The following is an 18489-nucleotide window of genomic DNA, read 5'->3' as shown; positions in this document are numbered from 1 at the left end:
GCTGTCAGTTGTTGGGAGCCGGGGATTGTAGGGTGGCGGCCCAGGCGGGCAGCTCGGCCAGCGGACGGGCGGTCTGCGCCCCGCTGCCGTCGCGCAGCGCCTTGACCGTGACCTCGCCGCGCGCGAGTTCGTCGGCGCCGAAGATCAGCGCATAGGTGGCACCGCTGCTGTCGGCCTTCTTGAACTGCGACTTGAAGCTGCCGAGGCCGTCGGCCGTGGCCGCATGCATCTGCACGCGCACGCCGGCGTCGCGCAGCTGCTGCAGCGTGCGCAGCGCGACCGGCATCGCCGCCGCATCCGGCACCACCGCAAAGGCATCGGGGGTCGACACGGGAACCGCGGTCCCCTGCTCCTTCAGCAACTCGAGCACACGCTCCACGCCGATGGCCCAGCCCACCGCCGGCGCGGGCTTGCCGCCGAGCTGTTCGAACAGGCCGTCGTAGCGCCCGCCGGCGCACACCGTGCCCTGCGAGCCGAGCCGATCGGTCACGAACTCGAAGACGCTGAGGTTGTAGTAGTCGAGGCCGCGCACCAGGCGCGGGTTGATGGTGTAGGCGATGTCGTTCGCGTCGAGGATGGCCTTCAGCCCCTCGAAGTGCGCCAACGACTTAGGCCCGAGAAAGTCGATCAGCTTCGGCGCCGATTCCACCACCGCCTTCATCGCCGGATTCTTGGTGTCGAGGATGCGCAGCGGATTGCTGTGCAGGCGGCGCCTGGCATCCTCGTCGAGCTGGTCGGCGTGCGTGTCGAAGTGCGCGATGAGCTGGGCACGGTGCTGCGCCCGCTCGGCCGGCTGGCCCAGGCTGTTGATTTCCAGGCGCACGTCGGTCAGGCCGATGGCCTTCCACAGGCCGCTGGCCAGCAGGATCAGCTCGGCATCGACATCCGGCCCGGCGAAGCCCAGCGCCTCGACGTCGATCTGATGGAACTGGCGGAAGCGCCCGCGCTGCGGCTTCTCGCGCCGGAACATCGGGCCGATGGCCCACAGGCGCTTGCCGCCGTCGTAGAGCATGTTGTGCTCGATCGCGGCGCGCACGATGCCGGCGGTGTTCTCGGGGCGCAGCGTCAGGTGGTCGTTGTCGCCGTACTTGTCCGAACGGTCGTGGAAGGAATACATCTCCTTCTCGACGATGTCGGTCACTTCGCCGATGCCGCGCACGAACAACGCCGTGTGCTCGAGGATCGGCGTGCGGACGTTGCGGTAGGCATAGCGCGCCATCAGCTCGCGCACGGTGGCCTCGAGCCACTCCCAGCGCGCCGATTCCGGCGGCAATGTGTCGTTCATGCCTTTGACGGCATTCAGTTTGTCAGCCATTGTTCTTGGGGTTCAAGCGACTTCGGCGGCGTGGCCGCCGAAACGCTTCTCGATGTAGTTCTCGACCAGTTGATGGAACTCGGCGGCGATGTTCTCGCCGCGCAGCGTGAGCGCCTTCTCGCCGTCGATGAAAACCGGCGCCGCCGGCGCCTCGCCGGTGCCCGGCAGGCTGATGCCGATGTCGGCGTGCTTGCTCTCGCCCGGGCCGTTGACGATGCAGCCCATCACGGCCACCTTCATCGTCTCGACGCCCGGGTACTTGGTGCGCCAGACCGGCATCTGCATGCGCAGGTAGTCGTCGATCTCCTTGGCGAGTTCCTGGAAGGTGGTGCTGGTCGTGCGGCCGCAGCCCGGGCAGGCTGTGACGCTGGGCACGAAGACACGAAGGCCGAGGGCTTGCAGGATCTCGTTGGCGATCAGCACTTCCTGCGTGCGCGATTCGCCGGGCTGCGGCGTGAGCGACACGCGGATCGTGTCGCCGATGCCTTCCTGCAGCAGGATCGACAGCGCCGTGGCCGAAGCCACCGTGCCCTTGGTGCCCATGCCGGCTTCGGTCAGGCCCAGGTGCAGCGCGTAGTCGCAGCGCTTCGCAAGTTCGCGGTAGACCGAGACCAGGTCCTGCACACCGCTGACCTTGCAGCTCAGGATGATCTGGCTTCCGTTCATGCCCATCGACTCGGCGAGCTTCGCGGAATCGATGGCCGAGCTCACCAGCGCCTCGTACATCACCTGCTTCGCATCCCACGGCTCGGGGCGCCGGCTGTTGATGTCCATCAGGCCGGACAGCAGTTCCTGGTCGAGGCTGCCCCAGTTGACGCCGATGCGCACCGGCTTGTTCCAGCGCATGGCCGCATCGATCATCTGCCCGAACTGGCGGTCGTGCTTGTCGCCCTTGCCGACGTTGCCGGGGTTGATGCGGTACTTGCTGAGCGCCTCGGCGCAGGCCGGGTAGTCGGTGAGCAGGCGGTGGCCGTTGTAGTGGAAGTCGCCGATCAGCGGCACGTCGACACCCATGCGGTCGAGCTGTTCGCGGATGTAGGGCACCTGTGCCGCGGCTTCGGGCGTGTTGACGGTGATGCGCACCATCTCCGAGCCGGCCAGCGCCAGTTCCTTGACCTGGATCGCGGTGCCGATCGCGTCGACGGTGTCGGTATTGGTCATCGACTGCACGCGCACCGGCGCATCGCCGCCCACCGTGACGGTGCGCGGGCCCCAGACCACGCTGGCCTGCCGCGAACGGCGCGGCCGCGGCGCGGCGGATTCGATCGGCAGGCAGTTCAGGGGGCTCGATGTGTCGTCGCTCATGGCTTGACCTCGAAACGCGCCACGCCGCCCGAGCGTGTCAGAGGCGCCAGGTCGAACGGCTTGCCGCGCACCTGCACGTCGATGCCCGAAGCACGGCCCACGACCACCGACAGCGGCGGCGCGCCCGTCAAGCCGACAGTCTCGCCGGCCTGCACCGTACGCCGCAGCAAGGACTTGCCGTTCGCTTCGTTCACCGTGACCCACGAATCCTCGCGCGCGACGAAGACGATCAAATTGGCTCCGGGAGCCGCGGGCGCCGTGGCCGCAGCCGGCGTCGCCGGGACCGGCGGGATCGCTGCCGAGGGAGGGGGCGCGACGGGCGCCGTCGCAGCGGCGACCGGTGCCGCCGGCGGGACCGACTCGACGACCATCCCGCTCGCGCTCGGCGCGGCAGCAGCCGGCGGCTCCGCCGACGCGTCGGCGCTGCTGCTTGCGGCCGTCAGGCGCGAGATCGACTCGCCGATCCGATCGAAGACCGACTGCGGCAGCCAGAACAGCACCGCCGCGCCGATCAGCAGCATGAGGACCACGATCAGCAGCGCGCGCGACGGTTGCCCGTTCGAACCGCCGACGCCACCCGAGCGCGGCACGGCCGAGCGCAGGCTCTTGCTGATGGTGCGGTCGGCCTCCGCCAGGCCAGCCGGCTGAGCGCCGGGCAGCTTGGCCAGCACGGGTGCAGGATCGATGCGCAGCGCCCGGCACACGCTCGCGGCCAGCGCACGCGCGAACACCGGATCGGGCAAGGCGTCGATGTCGTCGGCCTCCAGAGCGGCCAGCTTCTGCGTCGATACCTTGAGCGCAGCCGCCACCATGTCGATGTGCAGGCCGTGGGCCTCGCGCGCCTCGCGCAGCATGTCGCCGGCCGTCATGAAGGTGCTGTCGCCGGTCACCAGCGGCACCGCGGCCGAGGCTCCGAACTCGCTCGCCTTCTCAATCATTGAAATTCCCGCGCTCGTACGCCATTGCCTCCCGCGACTGGGGGAAGCGTCGCTGCAACTGGCCTGCGAGCTGCGCGATCGCTTCACGGTTGTTGAGCCGGCGTTCGATCTTGATGCCGAGCCAGAGCGTCTCGGCATTGGCCGACGGACCGTTATTGACGCGGCGAATATAGAACTGCGCACGCGACCAGTCCTCGCGCTGCGCCAGCAGCGAGGCCAGGTTGAAGCCGACCACCGGATTGCCGGCATCGAGCTCGTAGGCCTGCGTCAGGCTGCGCTCCGCCTCGGCGCGTTGTCCGGCCCGCAGCTGGCACACGCCCTGCGTCATCAGCGTCTTGGCACGGTCGCCGTAGGTAGGGATGGCCAGCGCAGCCGAGAACTGCTGCTGCGCGTCGCCGAACCGGTTCTGCTGGCACAACAGCCATCCGTAGTTGTGCAAGGTGTTCGGCTCGCGCGGGTTGAGCGCGATCGCGCGGCGGAAGCTGTCTTCGGCCTGGGCCGCGTCGTCGAGACGCATGTAGACCAGGCCGCGCAGGTTGTAGGCATCGGCAAAGGTCGGATCGTTGGCCACGGCCTGCTTGATCTCGTCCAGCGCCACGGTGGTCTGCCCCTGCTCGAAGTAGCCGATGGCCAGTTCGACGCGCAGCCGGGCGCGCTTGCGGGCGTTGGTTTCGTCCGAGGCCGTGATGATGGGGGCGGCGTTGCTGCTGCCCGTGCCCGGCGCGGAAGGGTCCCTGGTGGCGCAGCCGGCGAGCAGGAACACGGCCGCAAAGCCGAAGAGCGCTTGCATCACTCGCTGGTGCACGATCGGAAAGGCCTGGCTCATCGGTTCATGGCTCCTGGGCAGTGGTTGTGGCGGCCTGCTTGCGGGCCGGGTGCAGCACGACAGTGCGCCGCTGCGCCATGCGCTCGGCCGCATGGGTCCGGTCTTTCACGTCGCCCGCCAGCTGGCCGCAGGCCGCATCGATATCGTCGCCGCGCGTCTTGCGCACAGTGGTCACGATGCCGGCCTCGCTCAGGACCTTGGCGAAGGCCAGCACCCGCGGCTGCGGCGAACGCAGCAGGCCGGACGCCGGGAAAGGATTGAAAGGAATCAGGTTGAACTTGCAGGAGATGCCCTGCGAGCGCACCAGATCGACCAGTTGGCGCGCGTGCTCGGGCTGGTCGTTCACACCGTCGAGCATGCAGTACTCGAAGGTGATGAAGTCGCGCGGCGCGTGCGCGAGGTAGCGCTGGCAGGCCTGGAGCAGTTCGGCAATGGGATATTTGCGGTTGAGCGGCACCAGGTCGTCGCGCAGCGCGTCGTTGGGCGCATGCAGCGACACCGCGAGCGCCACCGGGCAATCGGCGCCCAGGCGATCGATCATCGGCACCACGCCGGAGGTCGACACCGTCACCCGGCGGCGCGACAGGCCATAGGCGTTGTCGTCGAGCATCGTGCGCAGGGCCGGCACCAGCGCCGCATAGTTCTGCAGCGGCTCGCCCATGCCCATCATTACGACGTTGGAGATCACACGCTCGTCGCGCTTGAGGTGCTTGCGCAGGAAGTGCTCGGCGAACCACAGCTGGGCGACGATCTCGCCCGTCGTCAGGTTGCGGCTGAAGCCCTGGTGCCCGGTCGAGCAGAAGCGGCAGCCGACGGCGCAGCCGGCCTGCGAAGAGACGCACAGCGTGCCGCGGTCGTCCTCGGGAATGAACACCGCCTCGACCGCGTTGCCGTCGCCGACGTCGAACAGCCACTTGATGGTGCCGTCGGCCGACTCGTGCTGCGTGATCATCGGCAGCGCCTCGACGCGTGCGCTGCCTGCGAGCTTCTCGCGCAGCGACTTGGCGAGGTCGGTCATGTGCGCGAAGTCGCTCGCCCCGCGCTGGTGGATCCAGCGGAACAGCTGGGTGGCGCGGAAGCGCTTCTCGCCGAGCCTTTCGCAGAACGCAGCCAGCCCCTCGAGATCGAAGTCGAGCAGGTTGGCCGTGGTCATTGCGTGGGAAGGCTCCGCCTCAGCGTGCCTTGAGCTCGGGGAAGAAGAAGGCGATTTCGACCTTCGCGGTGTCGACGGCGTCGGAGCCGTGCACGGCATTGGCGTCGATGCTGTCGGCGAAGTCGGCGCGGATGGTGCCCGGGGCCGCCTTCTTGGGATCGGTCGCGCCCATCAGGTCGCGGTTCTTGGTGATGGCGTCCTCGCCCTCCAGCGCCTGCACGAACACCGGGCCGGAGATCATGAACTCGACCAGGTCCTTGAAGAAGGGGCGCTCCTTGTGCACGGCGTAGAACTGCTCGGCGTCGGCGCGCGACAGATGCACCAGCTTGGCGGCCACGATCTTGAGGCCCGCAGCCTCGAAGCGGGAGACGATCTTGCCGATGACGTTCTTCGCCACGGCGTCGGGCTTGATGATGGAGAGGGTGCGTTCGATGGCCATTGAAGTGATTTCCTGAGAGCTTGAATTTCGATGAGTTCCGTCAAGCCGCAGCGCTTCGGCTGCGCTGCCTTGACAAAGCCTCTGATTTTAACCGGCGCGCCCGACACCACCCGTGACGGGCCGATGAAAGACCGCGGCTGATGCGCGATTTCAGCGGCCGCGGCGGCGCCCGCCGCCCTGCCCGCCGAAATTGCCCCCGCCACCGCCGGGCGGGCCGCCGCGCCGCGGGCCGGAACGCTGTTCCTTGCGCTGGCGCGAGAAGCTGTCGGCACCGATGTAGCCGAGCGAGGTCTTCATCGGGTCGGGCTGGTTGGCGCCGCTCGGTGGACGATCTTCGCCGCGGTTGCCACCCTGTCGGTCGTCGCGGCGGTTGCGGCGGCCCTGCTGAGGCGGAGGACCGCCATTGCCGCCCCCCCGGTTCCGGTCCCCCCGCAGCGCCGGACCGCTGCTCAGCGGATTCGGGATCGGCGGCTCGCGGCCTTCGGCCTGCGCACCGCCGCCGTTGCGGTTGCCGCGGCGCTTGCGGTTGCGGTTGTTGCGGCCGCCGCTGGCCTCCTGGCCCGGGCCCTTCGGGCCGCCACCGGTGCGTCCCGGCCGTTCGCCGGCACCGCCGGCCGCCTGGAACAACGCGCGGATGTCGCGCTCGTCGAGCTCCATCCAGGCGCCGCGCTTGAGGCCGCGCGGCAGCACCATCGCACCGTAGCGAATGCGGATCAGGCGGCTGACCGCGTGGCCGACCGATTCGAACAGGCGGCGCACCTCGCGGTTGCGGCCTTCGGAGATGGTGACGCGGTACCAGCAGTTCGAGCCTTCGCCGCCGCCCTCTTCGATGGTGCCGAAGTGCGCCATGCCGTCGTCGAGCCGCACGCCTTCGAGCAGGCGCTGCTTCTCCTCGCTGCTGAGGGCGCCCAACACACGCACCGCGTACTCGCGCTCGAGCCCGAACCGCGGGTGCATGAGCTGGTTGGCCAGCTCGCCCGAGCTGGTGAAAAGCAGCAGGCCTTCGGTATTCAGGTCGAGGCGCCCGACCGACTGCCACTTGCCCTGCTGCAGGCGCGGCAGCTTGCGGAACACGGTCGGCCGGTTCTGCGGGTCGTCGTGCGTGACGACTTCGCCGACCGGCTTGTGATAGGCGATCACGCGCGCCGGCGGGGGCGCGATGCGGTAGCGGATCGGCTTGCCGTTGATCTTGACCTGGTCGCCGAACTGGATGCGCTGGCCGATGTGGGCCGGCTCATTGTTGACGGAGATGCGGCCCTGCAGGATGAGCTGCTCCATCTCAAGCCGCGAGCCGAGGCCGGCCTGGGCCAGTACCTTGTGCAGCTTGGGCGAATCGGCTTCCGGCAGCAGCACGCGCTTGAGCGGCGGGACCTCGGGGCTTTCCTCGTCGGCGTCGAACTGGCCCGAGATGACGTCGGCAAAACGGATCGGCTCGGTCGGCGGCGCATTGCGCTGCTCGCGCTCGGCGGCGCGGCGGGCCCGGTCGAGGTCGTCCTCTTCCTCGTCCGGCTCTTCGTCGTCGTCCAGGTCGTCCTCGGCCGCGTCCTGCGCTTCGGCGGCCACCGGCGGGGTGTATTCGGCCTCTTCCGCCGCCGCCTCGACGGGGGCCTGGCCCGCGGGCTTGCGCCGGCGCGGCCGCCGCTTGCGAGGCGCCTCGCTTGCGCCTTCGGGACTCGGCTCGGTCACCGACTCCGCGGGCGGCGCGGCGGACGCCGCCGCTTGATCTTCGGAAACAGGTTCGGCCGGCAGCGTCGCTGCGTCATCGGGTTCGGATGGGCTCATGGTCGGGTTCCGGAGGAGACGACGGTGGTGTCGACCTCATCGGGCGCGGCATCGGGCTCGATGGGGGACGAGGATTGGAATTCGGGCTCTGGCTCTGGCTCTGGCTCTGGCTCGGCCAAGGTTTCGGCGATCGGCTCGGTTTCACCCCCGCTTTCGGCCCCTGCCGTCTCGACGGAGGACTCGTCGATCGGCAGGGCCGGCTGGTCGCCGGCGGCCTGCGCGAGCGCGTCGATCAAGGCACCCTGCTGCGCCGGCGATTCGATGACCGGCAACTGGTCCAGCGACGCCAGGCCCAGGTCGTCGAGAAACTGGCGCGTGGTCGCATAGAGCGCCGGCCGGCCGACCGTCTCGCGATGGCCGATCACCTCGACCCAGTTGCGGTCTTCGAGCTGCTTCAGGATCAGCGAGTTGATGGTGACCCCGCGGATGTCCTCCATGTCGCCGCGCGTGACCGGCTGGCGGTAGGCAATGATCGCCAGCGTCTCGAGCGCGGCACGCGTGTAGCGCGGCGGCTTCTCCGGATGCAGGCGATCGAGGTGATCGCGCAGTTCGGGGCGGCTCTGGAAGCGCCATCCGGTGGCGACGCTCACGAGCTCCAGGCCGCGCTGCGACCAGTCTTCCTGCAATTCGAGCAACAGCGACTTGATCGTGTCGGCGCCCAGTTCGTCGTCGAACAGCACGCGCAGTTCGCGCACCGGCAAGGGCTGCGTCGAACAGATCAAGGCGGTTTCGAGAATGCGCTTGGCATCCGCCGTATTCATGGTTCGCGGTATCCGGGAAAAGGCGCCACGAAGGACGCTTGATTTCAGAAGGATGAAGAGACGCTGCCGGCCCGCAGGCGCTTTGCAGCAAGGCCGGCATCGGGTGGCCGGCGCGGCCCTCGGGGCCGTCAGGCGCGATTGTAATCCAGGCCCCAGGCCTGCAACGCCTGCACCAGATCGGGTGGGGGCGGCGCACGAAACTCCATCGGCTCGTGCGTGACCGGATGCACGAACGCGAGCCTGAAGGCATGCAGCGCCTGCCGCGCAAGGCCGCCCGCCGCGGCACCGCCGTAGAGCGTGTCACCGACCAGCGGATGGCCGATCGAAGCCATGTGCACGCGGATCTGGTGCGTGCGCCCGGTCTCCAGCGTGCAGCGCACCGCGCAGCCCTGCTCGTTGCTGTCCAGCGCTTCGATCAGCGTCCGGGCGGGCTTGCCCGAATGCCGGTGCAGGTCGACCACCGCCATGCGCAGCCGGTTGCGCGGATCGCGCCCGATCGCGGCATCCACGTGGCGCGCAGCGGCGCCCTGCCAGCTGCGATGCGCAAGCGCGAGGTATTGGCGCGTGACCTCGCGTGCCGCAATCAGCGCCACCAGCGCATCCATTGCGGCGCGGCTGCGTGCGACCACCATCAGGCCACTGGTGTCTCGGTCGAGCCGGTGCACGATGCCGGCCCGCGGCAGCAGCGCGGCCCGCGGGTCCAGGGCCAAGAGGCCGTTGAGCAGCGTGCCGCTCCAGTTGCCGGGCGCCGGATGAACCACGAGGCCGGCCGGCTTGTCGATGACGCGCAAATGCTCGTCCTCGTGCAGCACGGTGATCGGCATCGGTTCGGGCCGGAAGGCCTGGCTCTGCGGCGTGGGCCGCAGCTCGATGCGCCCGGCGGCGCCCGCATGCACCGCGGTCGAAACCTTGGTGAGCACCCGGCCCTGGATCGCCACCATGCCGGCTTCGATCAGCTGCTGCAGATAGCTGCGCGAGAACTCGGGCACCAGCGCGGCCAGCGCGCGGTCGAGCCGCTGCCCGTGCTCGTCCTGGCCGATCAGAAAATTGCGGATCTCGCTCGGCTCGGACAGCTCCGCGCCCTCGTCGTGCTCGACCGCGCCCACGAATTCGTCCGAGGGGTCGGCCGATATAATTGACGGCACCTGTTTCACGAAAGCCTTATGTGATGTTTCGCGCCAAATTATCGGTTGTCCCCGGCTGGCTGGCCCTTTGCGCGGCCGCTTGGCTCGTGGCCGGCTGCTCGTCGACCACCGTCGATCGGACCGCGAACTGGAGCCCCAACCGCATTTACTCCGAAGCCAAGGAAGAATCCAGCTCGGGCGCCTACGACAAGGCCGTGCCCCTGTTCGAGAAGCTCGAAGGCCGCGCCGCCGGCACGCCGCTCGCGCAGCAGGCGCAGTTGGACAAGGCCTATGCGCAGTACAAGGCCGGCGAAAAGCCCGCCGCCATTGCGACTCTCGATCGCTTCATGAAGCTGCACCCGGCCAGCCCCGCGCTCGACTATGCGATCTACCTCAAGGGCGTGATCAACTTCAACGACGACCTCGGCATGTTCGCGTGGATGACGCGGCAAGACCTGTCCGAGCGCGACCAGAAAGCGGCCAAGGAGTCCTTCGAGGCGTTCAAGGAACTGATCACCCGCTTCCCGGAATCGCGCTACACGCCCGATGCGCGCCTGCGCATGAACTACATCGTCAACTCGCTGGCCCAGTACGAAGTGCACGTGGCGCGCTACTACTACACGCGCGGCGCCTACCTGGCGGCCATCAACCGCGCGCAGCTGGCCTTGGCCGACTACCGCGAGGTGCCGGCGCTCGAAGAGGCGCTCTACATCATGGTCCAGTCCTACGACGCGCTCGGCCTGACCGACCTGCGCGATGACGCCAAGCGCGTCCTGACCAGCAACTACCCGAAAAGCGAATATCTGACGCGCGGCTTCAGGGCGAAGGACGACCCCTGGTGGAAGCTATGGTAAGCACTCGAACAAAGGCCCGAAAGGGCCTTTGTTGTTTTCAGCCCGCGAGTTCCAGCAGCGCGGCGTCGAACGCGTCTTCGCTGTCCAGCCTGCGCATCGGCGGCAAGGCCGCCAGCAGCCGCCGCCCGTAGCCCATCGAGACCAGCCGCGTGTCGCAGATCACCAGGATGCCCTTGTCGGTCTCGCGGCGGATCAGGCGCCCCGCGCCCTGCTTCAGGGCCACGGCCGCTTCCGGCAGCGAGTAGTCGCCGAAGGCGCTGCGGCCTTGCGATTCGAGGCGCTGCGAACGCGCTTCGACGAGCGGATCGTTCGGCGGCGGAAAAGGCAGCTTGTCGATCACGACCAGCTGCAGCGCATCGCCAGGTGCGTCGAATCCTTCCCAGAACGAGGCCGAGGCCACCAGCACGCAGCCGGCGCGCCCGTCGGCTGCACCCTCGCGGAAGCGGTCCATCAGCACGCGCTTGGGCAGTTCCCCCTGCACCAGCACCTCCAGCCGGCGCCCGGCATCCAGCCGCTCGAACTGCTGCCTGATGGCATCGCCGATGGTGCGCAGCGCACGCAGCGTGGTGGTGAGCACCAGCGTGCGTCCGCCCAGCACGCCCGCGCCGCGGGCCGCGAGCTGCGCCACCTGGGCGCTGTGCGCCGGATCGTTGGGCTTGGGAAATGCGCGCGGCACGTAGAGCGCAGCCTGGAGCGCGTAGTCGAAGGGACTCTGGACGCGCAGCACCTCGGCGTCGTCGAGCCCGCAGGGTTCGGTGAACCAGCGCAGTTTCGGGTCGTCGCCGAGCGTGGCCGAGGTGAACACCCAGGCGCGCCCCTGCTCCCGCGGGTCGCTCGCGTCGGCCTTGAGCACGCGCGTGCGCACCGCCTCGGCGATGTCGAGCGGCGACTCCACCAGCCGCAGCTGCGTGCCCACATCCACCCAGCGCACCGATTCCGCAGGGCAGGCCCGCGCAAACCGGGTCGCGCGTTCCGCGAGCTGCTCCGCACGCTCGTGCAGGCGCACGAAATCGGGCGAGAGTTCGCTCATCGTGTCGAGTGCCTGCGCTGCGTGCTCGAAAGCCTGCTGCAGGGCGTCGAGCGCGGCTTGCCATTCGTCGACCGGGACTCCTTCGGGTGAAGCGCTTGCCCAGCGCAGCTTGGCGCCGGGCCATTGCTTGCCGACCGCGAGCCGCAGTTCGCGCGCGCCGCGTTCGACCGCGCCCACCAGCTGCTGCCAGTCGGCCAGCCCGCGCGCCTGCTGCAGGCCCGCGGCCAGCATGTCGCGCGCGAAATCCAGCGCCTGCCCGCTGCCGAGCTGCGCGCCGAGGAACTGCACGCCGGTCTCGTTGAGCTGGTGCGCCTCGTCGAAGACGACCACGCGCACGGTGGGCAACAGCTCGGCCATGCCCGATTCGCGCACCGCCAGGTCGGCGAAGAACAGGTGATGGTTGATGACCACTACGTCGGCCGCCATCGCCTCGCGGCGCGCCAGGTTGACGTGGCAGGGCTTGAACTGCGGGCACTGCGCGCCCAGGCAGTTCTCGCGCGTGGAGGTCACCAGCGGGATCAGCGGCGAGCGCTCGTCCAGGCCCGGCAGCTCGGCCAGGTCGCCGGTGCGGGTGGCCTTCGACCACTGCTCGATCTTGGCCAGCGTGCGAACGCTGCCGCGCTCGGGCAGGGAGGGATCATGGCGCGCCAGGTCGAGGCGATGCAGGCACAGGTAGCTCGCACGCCCCTTGAGCAGCGCGGTGCGCATCGGCAGACCCAGCGCCTCGACCAGCCGCGGCAGGTCGCGCCCGAAAAGCTGGTCCTGCAGTGTCTTGGTGGCGGTCGACAACAGCACGCGCTCGCCGCTCAGCAGCGCCGGCACCAGGTAGGAGAAGGTCTTGCCGACGCCGGTGCCGGCCTCGACCACGAGCACGCCGCCCTGGTCGATAGTTCGGGCGACGGCCAACGCCATCTGGGTCTGGCCCTCGCGCTCGCGGAACTGTTCGGCCGCGTGCGACAGCACCCCGTCCTGCGCGAAGGCGTCGCGCACCAGTTGATCGAGCGACATCAGGCGGGCTCTTGCGGATCGAGCATGCGCTCGAGGCGGACGATCTGGTCGCGCAGGGCGAGCCGCCTTTTCTTCAAACGCCGCAGCAGCAATTCGTCCCGCGGAACGGCCTCGACGAGCCGGTCGATGGTGGCGTCCAGGTCGGCGTGCTCGATGCGCAGTTCGATCAGCTGGCGGGAAAAGGAGTGAAGATTGGAGTCCAACGGGGGCGGTGCGAAGACGATGCAGCGGCGATTCGGGCTTCGCGCAGGGTTGACTCGATAATACGTCTTCGTTTCCACCACACGACCACATGAAAGACCGAGCCACCGTCGCCTCCGCGCCCACGACCCCAGGCTTTCGACTCGCGGCGGCCACCGGTCTTCACAAGGGGGACCGCCCCTACCAGCAGGACCAGGTTCTGATCATGAACCACCCACGCACGCCGGGTTGCGTGCTCGGCGTCGTCGCCGACGGCATGGGTGGACGCAGCGGTGGGCGCAAGGCCTCGGACCAGGTGCTGATGACGGCACGCCAGTTGTTCTCGCGCTACAAGCCGGGTCGCGACGAGGCCGTGGCCATACTGCGGCAGCTGCTGGAAGACGCCAACACGGTGATCAAGCTCACCGCGATCTCCAGCGAGGAGGAGCCGCACAGCACGCTGGCGGCGTTCCTCATGAATCCCGGAGGCGACTGCGCCTGGATCCATGCGGGCGATTCGCGCATCTACCATTTCCGCAACGGCCGGCTGATCAAGCGCACCAAGGACCACTCCTACGTGCAGGCGCTGGTGGACCGCGGCGAGATCACCGAGGCGGAAGCCAACATCCACCCGCAAGGGAACATCCTGCTCGGCTGCCTCGGCATGAAGTCCACGCCGCCGCCGGTCGACATCCACCTGGTCCCCAAGCTGGAACCCGACGACCTGCTGATGGCCTGCAGCGACGGGCTATGGCACTACTTCACGCCGGAGGAGATGGGCCGGGTGCTGCACGAACAATCGCCGCGCGTAGCCGCCGAACTGCTGGTCTCGGAAGCGCGGCGCCGCGCCCGGGGCACCGGGGACAATATTTCGCTGGTCGTGCTGAAGCTCGAGGCGCTTCCGGTGGCTGCGGACGCCGCGGACTGAGGCGGAGTCGACCGCTACGCGCTCAAGGCGGCGTCGGCAAGGGCGCCGAGCGGGTCTTGTCCTTCGTCTTCTCGGCATTGCGGCGCTCGCGATCGGCGCGATGCTCCGCTGCCCTCTGCTGCTTGCGCTCGTAGGCTTCGCGCTCGGCCGGCGCTTCGGCGCGCCTGGCAGCGGCCTTGGCCTGGTCTTCGGCATGCGCGCGCTGCTTGTCTTCGAACTCGCGTTTGCGCAAGGCGGCGTCGGAAGCCATGCGGGCGCGCGTCTCGGCATGATCGGCCGCGCGCTGCTCGCGCCCCTCCTGGTTCTTCATCGACTGCTCGCGCTGCGAGGGCGTGTCCTGCGGCCGCGGGCTGGCTTTCTTCTCCTCCAGCCGATCGAGCGCGTCCGCCCCGCGGCGCTTGCGTTCGATGTCGTTGATGGCGGCTTCCTGCCGCTTGATGTCGTCGGTGGCGGCACGCCTGCGCCGGCGGCTGTCTTCCAGGCAGCCCTCGACCGCAAATTTCTGGTAGCAGGCCTTCTGCTCTGCCTGGAAGCGCTCGTCGACCACCTTGCGCTCCTGCGACAGGCGTGCGCGCTCCGCATCGAAGTCGATGTTGCCGGTCGTGGCGGTGGATTGCGCCCACAACGGCAGCGCGGTCAAGGCCATCGAGAGCGCGAGGATGGTGTTCTTCATGTGAGGCGGGTGTCGACGACGCGGCGCTCGAGCGCGAGGAATTCGGTCGACTGCATTTCGTTGAGTCTGGACACGGTGCGTGGAAATTCGTGGGCCAGCGGACCCTCGGTGTACAACGCCTCCGGCGGGACCTCCGCCGACATGATGAGCTTCACGCGCCGATCGTAGAACACGTCGACCAGCCATGTGAAACGACGTGCTTCGGACGCCATGCGCACCGGCATGTGCGGTACGTCGGACAGGAGCACGGTGTGGAACTGGGTCGCGATCTCCAGGTAGTCGTTCTGCGAACGCGGACCGCCGCACAGGGTCTTGAAGTCGAACCAAACCACGCCGCCGGCCTTGCGGCGCGCATGGATCTCGCGCGACTCGATGTGCAGCACGGGGTTTTCTTCCGCGCTTTCGGCGAGGCGTTCGAAGGCGTGGCGCATCTCCTTGTCGGCCGCCGCGCCGTTGGGCGTGAGATAGAGGCGCACCTGCTCCAGCGTCCGGCGGCGGTAGTCGGTGCCGTTGTCGACGCTGATCACCTCGAGCCGCTCGTTGAGGAGCGCGATCGCAGGCAGGATGCGGTCGCGGTGCAGCCCGCCGGGATAGAGATCGTCGGGCATGAAGTTCGAGGTCGTGACGAAGCCCACCCCATTCTCGAACAGCGCGGTCAAGAGCCGATGCAGGATCATGGCATCGGTGATGTCGGCGACATGGAATTCGTCGAAGCAGATGAGCTTGTAGCGCCTGGCGATCCGGCGCCCGAGTTCGTCGAGCGGGTTGACCGTGCCTTGCAGATCGGCCAGCTCGCGGTGCACCTCGCGCATGAACTCGTGGAAGTGCAGCCGCGTCTTGCGCCTGAGCGGCACCGCGTTGTAGAAGCAGTCCATCAGGAAGCTCTTGCCGCGCCCGACGCCGCCAAACATGTAGACGCCGCGCGGAATCTCCAGCCGGTTGATCAGCTTCTTGAATGCGTTGGAGCGCTGCGCCTTGTAATCGGCCCACTCGCCGGCGCAGCGGTCGAGCGCCTCGACGGCGCGCAGCTGCGCGGGGTCGCTCTGAAAACCACGGGCGCTCAGCTCAGCCTCGTAAGCGGCCTTGACGGACATATCGATGCAACAAGTGAAGGTGACCCGCTTGCCTCGCGGCGAGCGGAGCGAGGCCCGTTCGGGAAACACCGCGGGACCGGCTTTGCCGGGCCGCTGGAGTTGCCCCCTTGAGGGGGGAGGCGGCTACACGCAGTGAGCAAGCAACGGGGGTGGTCAAAAATTCAGCGTGCGCTTGTCGACTGCGAGGGCCGCTTCCTTGGTCGCTTCGGACAGCGATGGATGCGCATGGCAGATGCGCGCGATGTCCTCGGCGCTGGCCTTGAATTCCATCGCCACCACCGCCTCGGAGATCAGCTCGCTCACCATGGGTCCGACCATGTGCACGCCGAGGATCTCGTCGGTCGTCGCATCGGCGATGAACTTGACCAGGCCGGTCGTGTCGCCGAGCGCACGGGCACGCCCGTTGGCCATGAAGGGAAAGGTGCCGGCCTTGTAGGCGCGGCCTTCGGCCTTGAGCTGCTGCTCGGTCTGGCCGACCCACGCGATCTCTGGCGAGGTGTAGATCACCCACGGGATGGTGTTGAAGTTCACGTGCCCGTGCTGGCCCGCGATGCGCTCGGCCACCGCCACGCCCTCTTCCTCGGCCTTGTGCGCGAGCATCGGGCCGCGCACCACGTCGCCGATGGCCCACACGTTCGGCAGGCTGGTCTTGCACTCGTCGTCGACCATGATGGAACCGCGCTCGTCGAGCTTGAGGCCAACCGCCTCGGCATTGAGGCCGATGGTGTTGGGCACGCGGCCGATCGAGACGATGAGCTTGTCGACCTCGAGCGTCTGCGCCTCGCCCTTGGCGTTGGTCCAGGCGACGCTGACGCCCTTCTTGCCCGACTTGACCTCGCCCACCTTGACGCCGAGCTCGATCTTCAGGCCCTGCTTGGTGAATGCCTTGTGCGCTTCCTTGGCGATCTGCTCGTCGACCGCGCCGAGGAAAGTCGGCAGCGCTTCGAGTACCGTGACCTCGGCGCCCAGGCGGCGCCAGACCGAGCCCATCTCGAGGCCGATCACGCCGGAGCCGATCAGGCCCAGCTTCTTCGGCACGCCAGCGATGCGCAGCGCGCCGTCGTTCGAGAGGATGTTCTCCTCGTCGAAATCGGCACCCGGCAAGGGGCGCGGATTGGAGCCGGTTGCCAGGATGATGTGCTTGCCGCTGATGCTCTCCTCGGCGGTGCCCGCGACCTTGATCTCGTAACCCGCTTCCGCGGCCTTCACGAACGAGCCGCGGCCGTGGAAGAACGTGACCTTGTTCTTCTTGAACAGGTAGACGATGCCGTCATTGTTCTGCTTCACGACCGCGTCCTTGCGCGCGAGCATCTTGGCAAGGTCGAGGCTCAAGCCCTCGACCTTGATGCCGTGGTCGGCAAAGTGATGGCCGGCATGGTCGTAGTTCTCGGACGACTGCAGCAGCGCCTTCGAGGGAATGCAGCCGATGTTGGTGCAGGTGCCGCCCAGGGCCGGGCCGCCCTTGGCGTTCTTCCACTCGTCGACGCAGGCGACGTTGAAACCGAGTTGCGCCGCGCGGATGGCCGCAACGTAGCCGCCGGGGCCGCCACCGATGACGATGACGTCGAATTGCTTGTTGGACATTGGGGTACTTTCAGATGTTGTTGTTCGTGTTCGTCGCCTCGCACGGGTCGTGGCATCCGCGGCAAGCGCAGCGAAGCCCGTTCGGAAGACCCCGCGGAGCCGGCTTTGCCGGGCCGCTGGGGTCGCCCCCTGGAGGGGGGAGGCGGCTACACGAAGTGAGCAAGCAACGGGGGTGGGTCAAATATCGAACAGCAGGCGGGCAGGATCTTCCAGCGCCTCCTTCATGGCAACCAGGCCCAGCACAGCTTCGCGGCCGTCGATGATGCGGTGGTCATAGGACATCGCGAGGTAGTTCATCGGGCGGACGACAACCTGACCGTTCTCGACCACGGCGCGGTCCTTGGTCGCATGCACGCCGAGGATGGCGGACTGCGGCGGATTGATGATCGGCGTCGACAGCATCGAACCGAACACGCCGCCGTTGGAGATGGAGAAGGTGCCTCCGGTCATCTCCTCGATGCCCAGCTTGCCGTCCTTGGCCTTCTGGCCATACTCGGCGATCTTCTTCTCGATGTCGGCAAAGCTCATCTGATCGGCATTGCGCAGGATGGGCACCACCAGGCCGCGCGGCGAACCGACGGCGATGCCGATGTCGAAGTAGCCGTGGTAGACGATGTCGTTGCCATCCACCGAGGCATTGATCACCGGGTACTTCTTGAGCGCATGCACTGCGGCCTTCACGAAGAAGCTCATGAAGCCGATCTTGACGCCGTGCTCCTTCTCGAACTTCTCCTGGTAGCGCTTGCGCATTTCCATCACCGGCGCCATGTTGACCTCGTTGAAGGTGGTCAGGATGGCGTTGGTCGATTGCGATTGCAGCAGGCGCTCGGCAATGCGGGCGCGCAGGCGGCTCATCGGCACGCGTTCTTCCGGGCGCTCGCCGAGGTCCGGCGCGCGGGCGGGCGCAGCGACCTGCGGCAGCGCTGTCTTGGGCGCGCCCGTGGGGATGGCGGCCGGCGCAGCGACCTTGGCCGTGGCACCGGAGGCGACTGCACCGAGCACGTCGCCCTTGGTGACGCGTCCGTCCTTGCCGGTGCCGGCAACGTCGCCCGTCGTGAGCTTGTTGTCGGCCAAGAGCTTGGCTGCCGCGGGCATGGCGACATCGGACTTCGAGCCGCCGGACGGTGCGGCTGCTGCGGCCGGCGCCGCCGCGGCAGCAGGCGCTGCCGCCGGAGCGGCGGCGGGCGCGGCTGCCGCACCCTTGCCCTCGGTGTCGATCTTCGCGATCAGCTGGTCGGCGGTGACGGTGGCACCGTCGCCCGCCACGATCTCGGCCAGCACGCCGGCGGCCGGAGCCGGTACTTCCAGCACGACCTTGTCGGTCTCGATCTCGATCAGGATCTCATCGATCGCGACGGCTTCGCCGGCTTTCTTCTTCCACTGCAGCATCGTGGCCTCGGCCACGGATTCGGACAACTGGGGGACTTTGACTTCAACGATAGACATTACTGATGTGCTCCGCTTCGTGTTTCTTCGTAGGTGTGGATGTGGTTCT

Annotated in this window: 17 protein-coding genes; 2 read left to right on the top strand and 15 right to left on the bottom strand. The window is 68.1% G+C overall.

Features of this window, described 5'->3' with window-relative positions; genetic code table 11:
- Positions 1–4: 4 nt before the first annotated feature.
- From hisS to EJI01_RS14770, 9 genes are all read right to left on the bottom strand, one after another.
- Positions 5–1315, bottom strand: a complete 1311-nt coding sequence (hisS, locus tag EJI01_RS14810) for a histidine--tRNA ligase (RefSeq protein ID WP_126837907.1) — start codon at positions 1313–1315, stop codon at positions 5–7.
- A gap of 12 nt (positions 1316–1327) precedes the next feature.
- Complete coding sequence (ispG, locus tag EJI01_RS14805) at positions 1328–2620, bottom strand: flavodoxin-dependent (E)-4-hydroxy-3-methylbut-2-enyl-diphosphate synthase (protein WP_126837906.1); 1293 nt, start codon at positions 2618–2620, stop codon at positions 1328–1330.
- Positions 2617–3558 carry a helix-turn-helix domain-containing protein gene (locus EJI01_RS14800; protein ID WP_126837905.1) on the bottom strand — a complete coding sequence of 314 codons (942 nt, stop codon included), beginning with the start codon at positions 3556–3558 and terminating at the stop codon, positions 2617–2619. The genes ispG and EJI01_RS14800 overlap by 4 nt, the downstream gene beginning before the upstream one ends.
- Entirely contained in the window at positions 3551–4384 is an 834-nt protein-coding gene (gene pilW / locus EJI01_RS14795; protein ID WP_126837904.1) for a type IV pilus biogenesis/stability protein PilW, read from the bottom strand. Before pilW ends, EJI01_RS14800 begins: the two co-directional genes overlap by 8 nt.
- Positions 4385–4388: 4 nt before the next feature.
- The gene (gene rlmN / locus EJI01_RS14790; protein ID WP_126837903.1) at positions 4389–5537 is read right to left on the bottom strand and encodes a 23S rRNA (adenine(2503)-C(2))-methyltransferase RlmN; all 1149 of its coding nucleotides are present in this window, start codon (positions 5535–5537) and stop codon (positions 4389–4391) included.
- 19 nt (positions 5538–5556) lie between these two features.
- Positions 5557–5976, bottom strand: coding sequence for a nucleoside-diphosphate kinase (ndk, locus tag EJI01_RS14785; protein WP_126837902.1), 420 nt, complete (start codon positions 5974–5976; stop codon positions 5557–5559).
- 150 nt (positions 5977–6126) lie between these two features.
- Positions 6127–7758 carry a pseudouridine synthase gene (locus EJI01_RS14780; RefSeq protein WP_126837901.1) on the bottom strand — a complete coding sequence of 544 codons (1632 nt, stop codon included), beginning with the start codon at positions 7756–7758 and terminating at the stop codon, positions 6127–6129.
- Positions 7755–8519: an SMC-Scp complex subunit ScpB gene (gene scpB / locus EJI01_RS14775; RefSeq protein ID WP_126837900.1), complete on the bottom strand. Its 765-nt coding sequence runs from the start codon at positions 8517–8519 to the stop codon at positions 7755–7757. Before scpB ends, EJI01_RS14780 begins: the two co-directional genes overlap by 4 nt.
- Positions 8520–8647: 128 nt before the next feature.
- Positions 8648–9664: an RluA family pseudouridine synthase gene (locus EJI01_RS14770; RefSeq protein ID WP_409513953.1), complete on the bottom strand. Its 1017-nt coding sequence runs from the start codon at positions 9662–9664 to the stop codon at positions 8648–8650.
- 23 nt (positions 9665–9687) lie between these two features.
- Here EJI01_RS14770 and EJI01_RS14765 point away from each other — a divergent pair, with 23 nt between their 5' ends.
- Complete coding sequence (locus tag EJI01_RS14765) at positions 9688–10497, top strand: outer membrane protein assembly factor BamD (protein WP_126837899.1); 810 nt, start codon at positions 9688–9690, stop codon at positions 10495–10497.
- 37 nt (positions 10498–10534) lie between these two features.
- On the opposite strand, the gene EJI01_RS14760 is transcribed toward EJI01_RS14765, so the two are convergent.
- Both EJI01_RS14760 and EJI01_RS14755 read right to left on the bottom strand, forming a co-directional pair.
- A complete protein-coding gene (locus EJI01_RS14760; RefSeq protein ID WP_126837898.1) occupies positions 10535–12535 on the bottom strand; it encodes an ATP-dependent DNA helicase in 2001 nt (666 codons plus the stop codon).
- Positions 12535–12738, bottom strand: a complete 204-nt coding sequence (locus EJI01_RS14755) for a DUF465 domain-containing protein (RefSeq protein WP_126837897.1) — start codon at positions 12736–12738, stop codon at positions 12535–12537. The genes EJI01_RS14760 and EJI01_RS14755 overlap by 1 nt, the downstream gene beginning before the upstream one ends.
- Positions 12739–12827: 89 nt before the next feature.
- Between EJI01_RS14755 and EJI01_RS14750 the strand changes: the two genes are divergently transcribed.
- The gene (locus tag EJI01_RS14750; protein ID WP_126837896.1) at positions 12828–13643 is read left to right on the top strand and encodes a PP2C family protein-serine/threonine phosphatase; all 816 of its coding nucleotides are present in this window, start codon (positions 12828–12830) and stop codon (positions 13641–13643) included.
- A gap of 22 nt (positions 13644–13665) precedes the next feature.
- Here the strand turns inward: EJI01_RS14750 and EJI01_RS14745 are convergent, their stop codons facing one another.
- The 4 genes from EJI01_RS14745 to odhB form a co-directional block, all read right to left on the bottom strand.
- Positions 13666–14316 carry a hypothetical protein gene (locus EJI01_RS14745; protein WP_126837895.1) on the bottom strand — a complete coding sequence of 217 codons (651 nt, stop codon included), beginning with the start codon at positions 14314–14316 and terminating at the stop codon, positions 13666–13668.
- Entirely contained in the window at positions 14313–15410 is a 1098-nt protein-coding gene (zapE, locus tag EJI01_RS14740; protein WP_126837894.1) for a cell division protein ZapE, read from the bottom strand. The genes EJI01_RS14745 and zapE overlap by 4 nt, the downstream gene beginning before the upstream one ends.
- A 153-nt stretch (positions 15411–15563) precedes the next feature.
- Positions 15564–16994 (bottom strand): dihydrolipoyl dehydrogenase, encoded by a 1431-nt coding sequence (gene lpdA, locus EJI01_RS14735; protein WP_126837893.1) that lies wholly within the window; start codon positions 16992–16994, stop codon positions 15564–15566.
- Positions 16995–17171: 177 nt separating this feature from the next.
- Positions 17172–18440 carry a 2-oxoglutarate dehydrogenase complex dihydrolipoyllysine-residue succinyltransferase gene (gene odhB, locus EJI01_RS14730; RefSeq protein ID WP_126837892.1) on the bottom strand — a complete coding sequence of 423 codons (1269 nt, stop codon included), beginning with the start codon at positions 18438–18440 and terminating at the stop codon, positions 17172–17174.
- Positions 18441–18489: the final 49 nt, after the last annotated feature.

This window comes from Variovorax sp. MHTC-1 (genome assembly GCF_003984645.1).
Lineage (GTDB): Bacteria > Pseudomonadota > Gammaproteobacteria > Burkholderiales > Burkholderiaceae_C > Variovorax.
This window is presented reverse-complemented; position numbering and strand designations above follow the sequence as displayed.

Excerpts from the sequence above, each read along its gene's own strand:
- scpB (WP_126837900.1), bottom strand. The coding sequence starts at position 8,519 with ATGAATACGGCGGATGCCAAGCGCATTCTCGAAACCGCCTTGATCTGT.
- ispG (WP_126837906.1), bottom strand. The coding sequence starts at position 2,620 with ATGAGCGACGACACATCGAGCCCCCTGAACTGCCTGCCGATCGAATCC.
- zapE (WP_126837894.1), bottom strand. The coding sequence starts at position 15,410 with ATGTCCGTCAAGGCCGCTTACGAGGCTGAGCTGAGCGCCCGTGGTTTT.
- pilW (WP_126837904.1), bottom strand. The coding sequence starts at position 4,384 with ATGAGCCAGGCCTTTCCGATCGTGCACCAGCGAGTGATGCAAGCGCTC.
- ndk (WP_126837902.1), bottom strand. The coding sequence starts at position 5,976 with ATGGCCATCGAACGCACCCTCTCCATCATCAAGCCCGACGCCGTGGCG.
- EJI01_RS14780 (WP_126837901.1), bottom strand. The coding sequence starts at position 7,758 with ATGAGCCCATCCGAACCCGATGACGCAGCGACGCTGCCGGCCGAACCT.
- EJI01_RS14800 (WP_126837905.1), bottom strand. The coding sequence starts at position 3,558 with ATGATTGAGAAGGCGAGCGAGTTCGGAGCCTCGGCCGCGGTGCCGCTG.
- EJI01_RS14750 (WP_126837896.1), top strand. The coding sequence starts at position 12,828 with ATGAAAGACCGAGCCACCGTCGCCTCCGCGCCCACGACCCCAGGCTTT.
- odhB (WP_126837892.1), bottom strand. The coding sequence starts at position 18,440 with ATGTCTATCGTTGAAGTCAAAGTCCCCCAGTTGTCCGAATCCGTGGCC.
- rlmN (WP_126837903.1), bottom strand. The coding sequence starts at position 5,537 with ATGACCACGGCCAACCTGCTCGACTTCGATCTCGAGGGGCTGGCTGCG.
- EJI01_RS14760 (WP_126837898.1), bottom strand. The coding sequence starts at position 12,535 with ATGTCGCTCGATCAACTGGTGCGCGACGCCTTCGCGCAGGACGGGGTG.
- lpdA (WP_126837893.1), bottom strand. The coding sequence starts at position 16,994 with ATGTCCAACAAGCAATTCGACGTCATCGTCATCGGTGGCGGCCCCGGC.
- hisS (WP_126837907.1), bottom strand. The coding sequence starts at position 1,315 with ATGGCTGACAAACTGAATGCCGTCAAAGGCATGAACGACACATTGCCG.
- EJI01_RS14745 (WP_126837895.1), bottom strand. The coding sequence starts at position 14,316 with ATGAAGAACACCATCCTCGCGCTCTCGATGGCCTTGACCGCGCTGCCG.
- EJI01_RS14765 (WP_126837899.1), top strand. The coding sequence starts at position 9,688 with ATGTTTCGCGCCAAATTATCGGTTGTCCCCGGCTGGCTGGCCCTTTGC.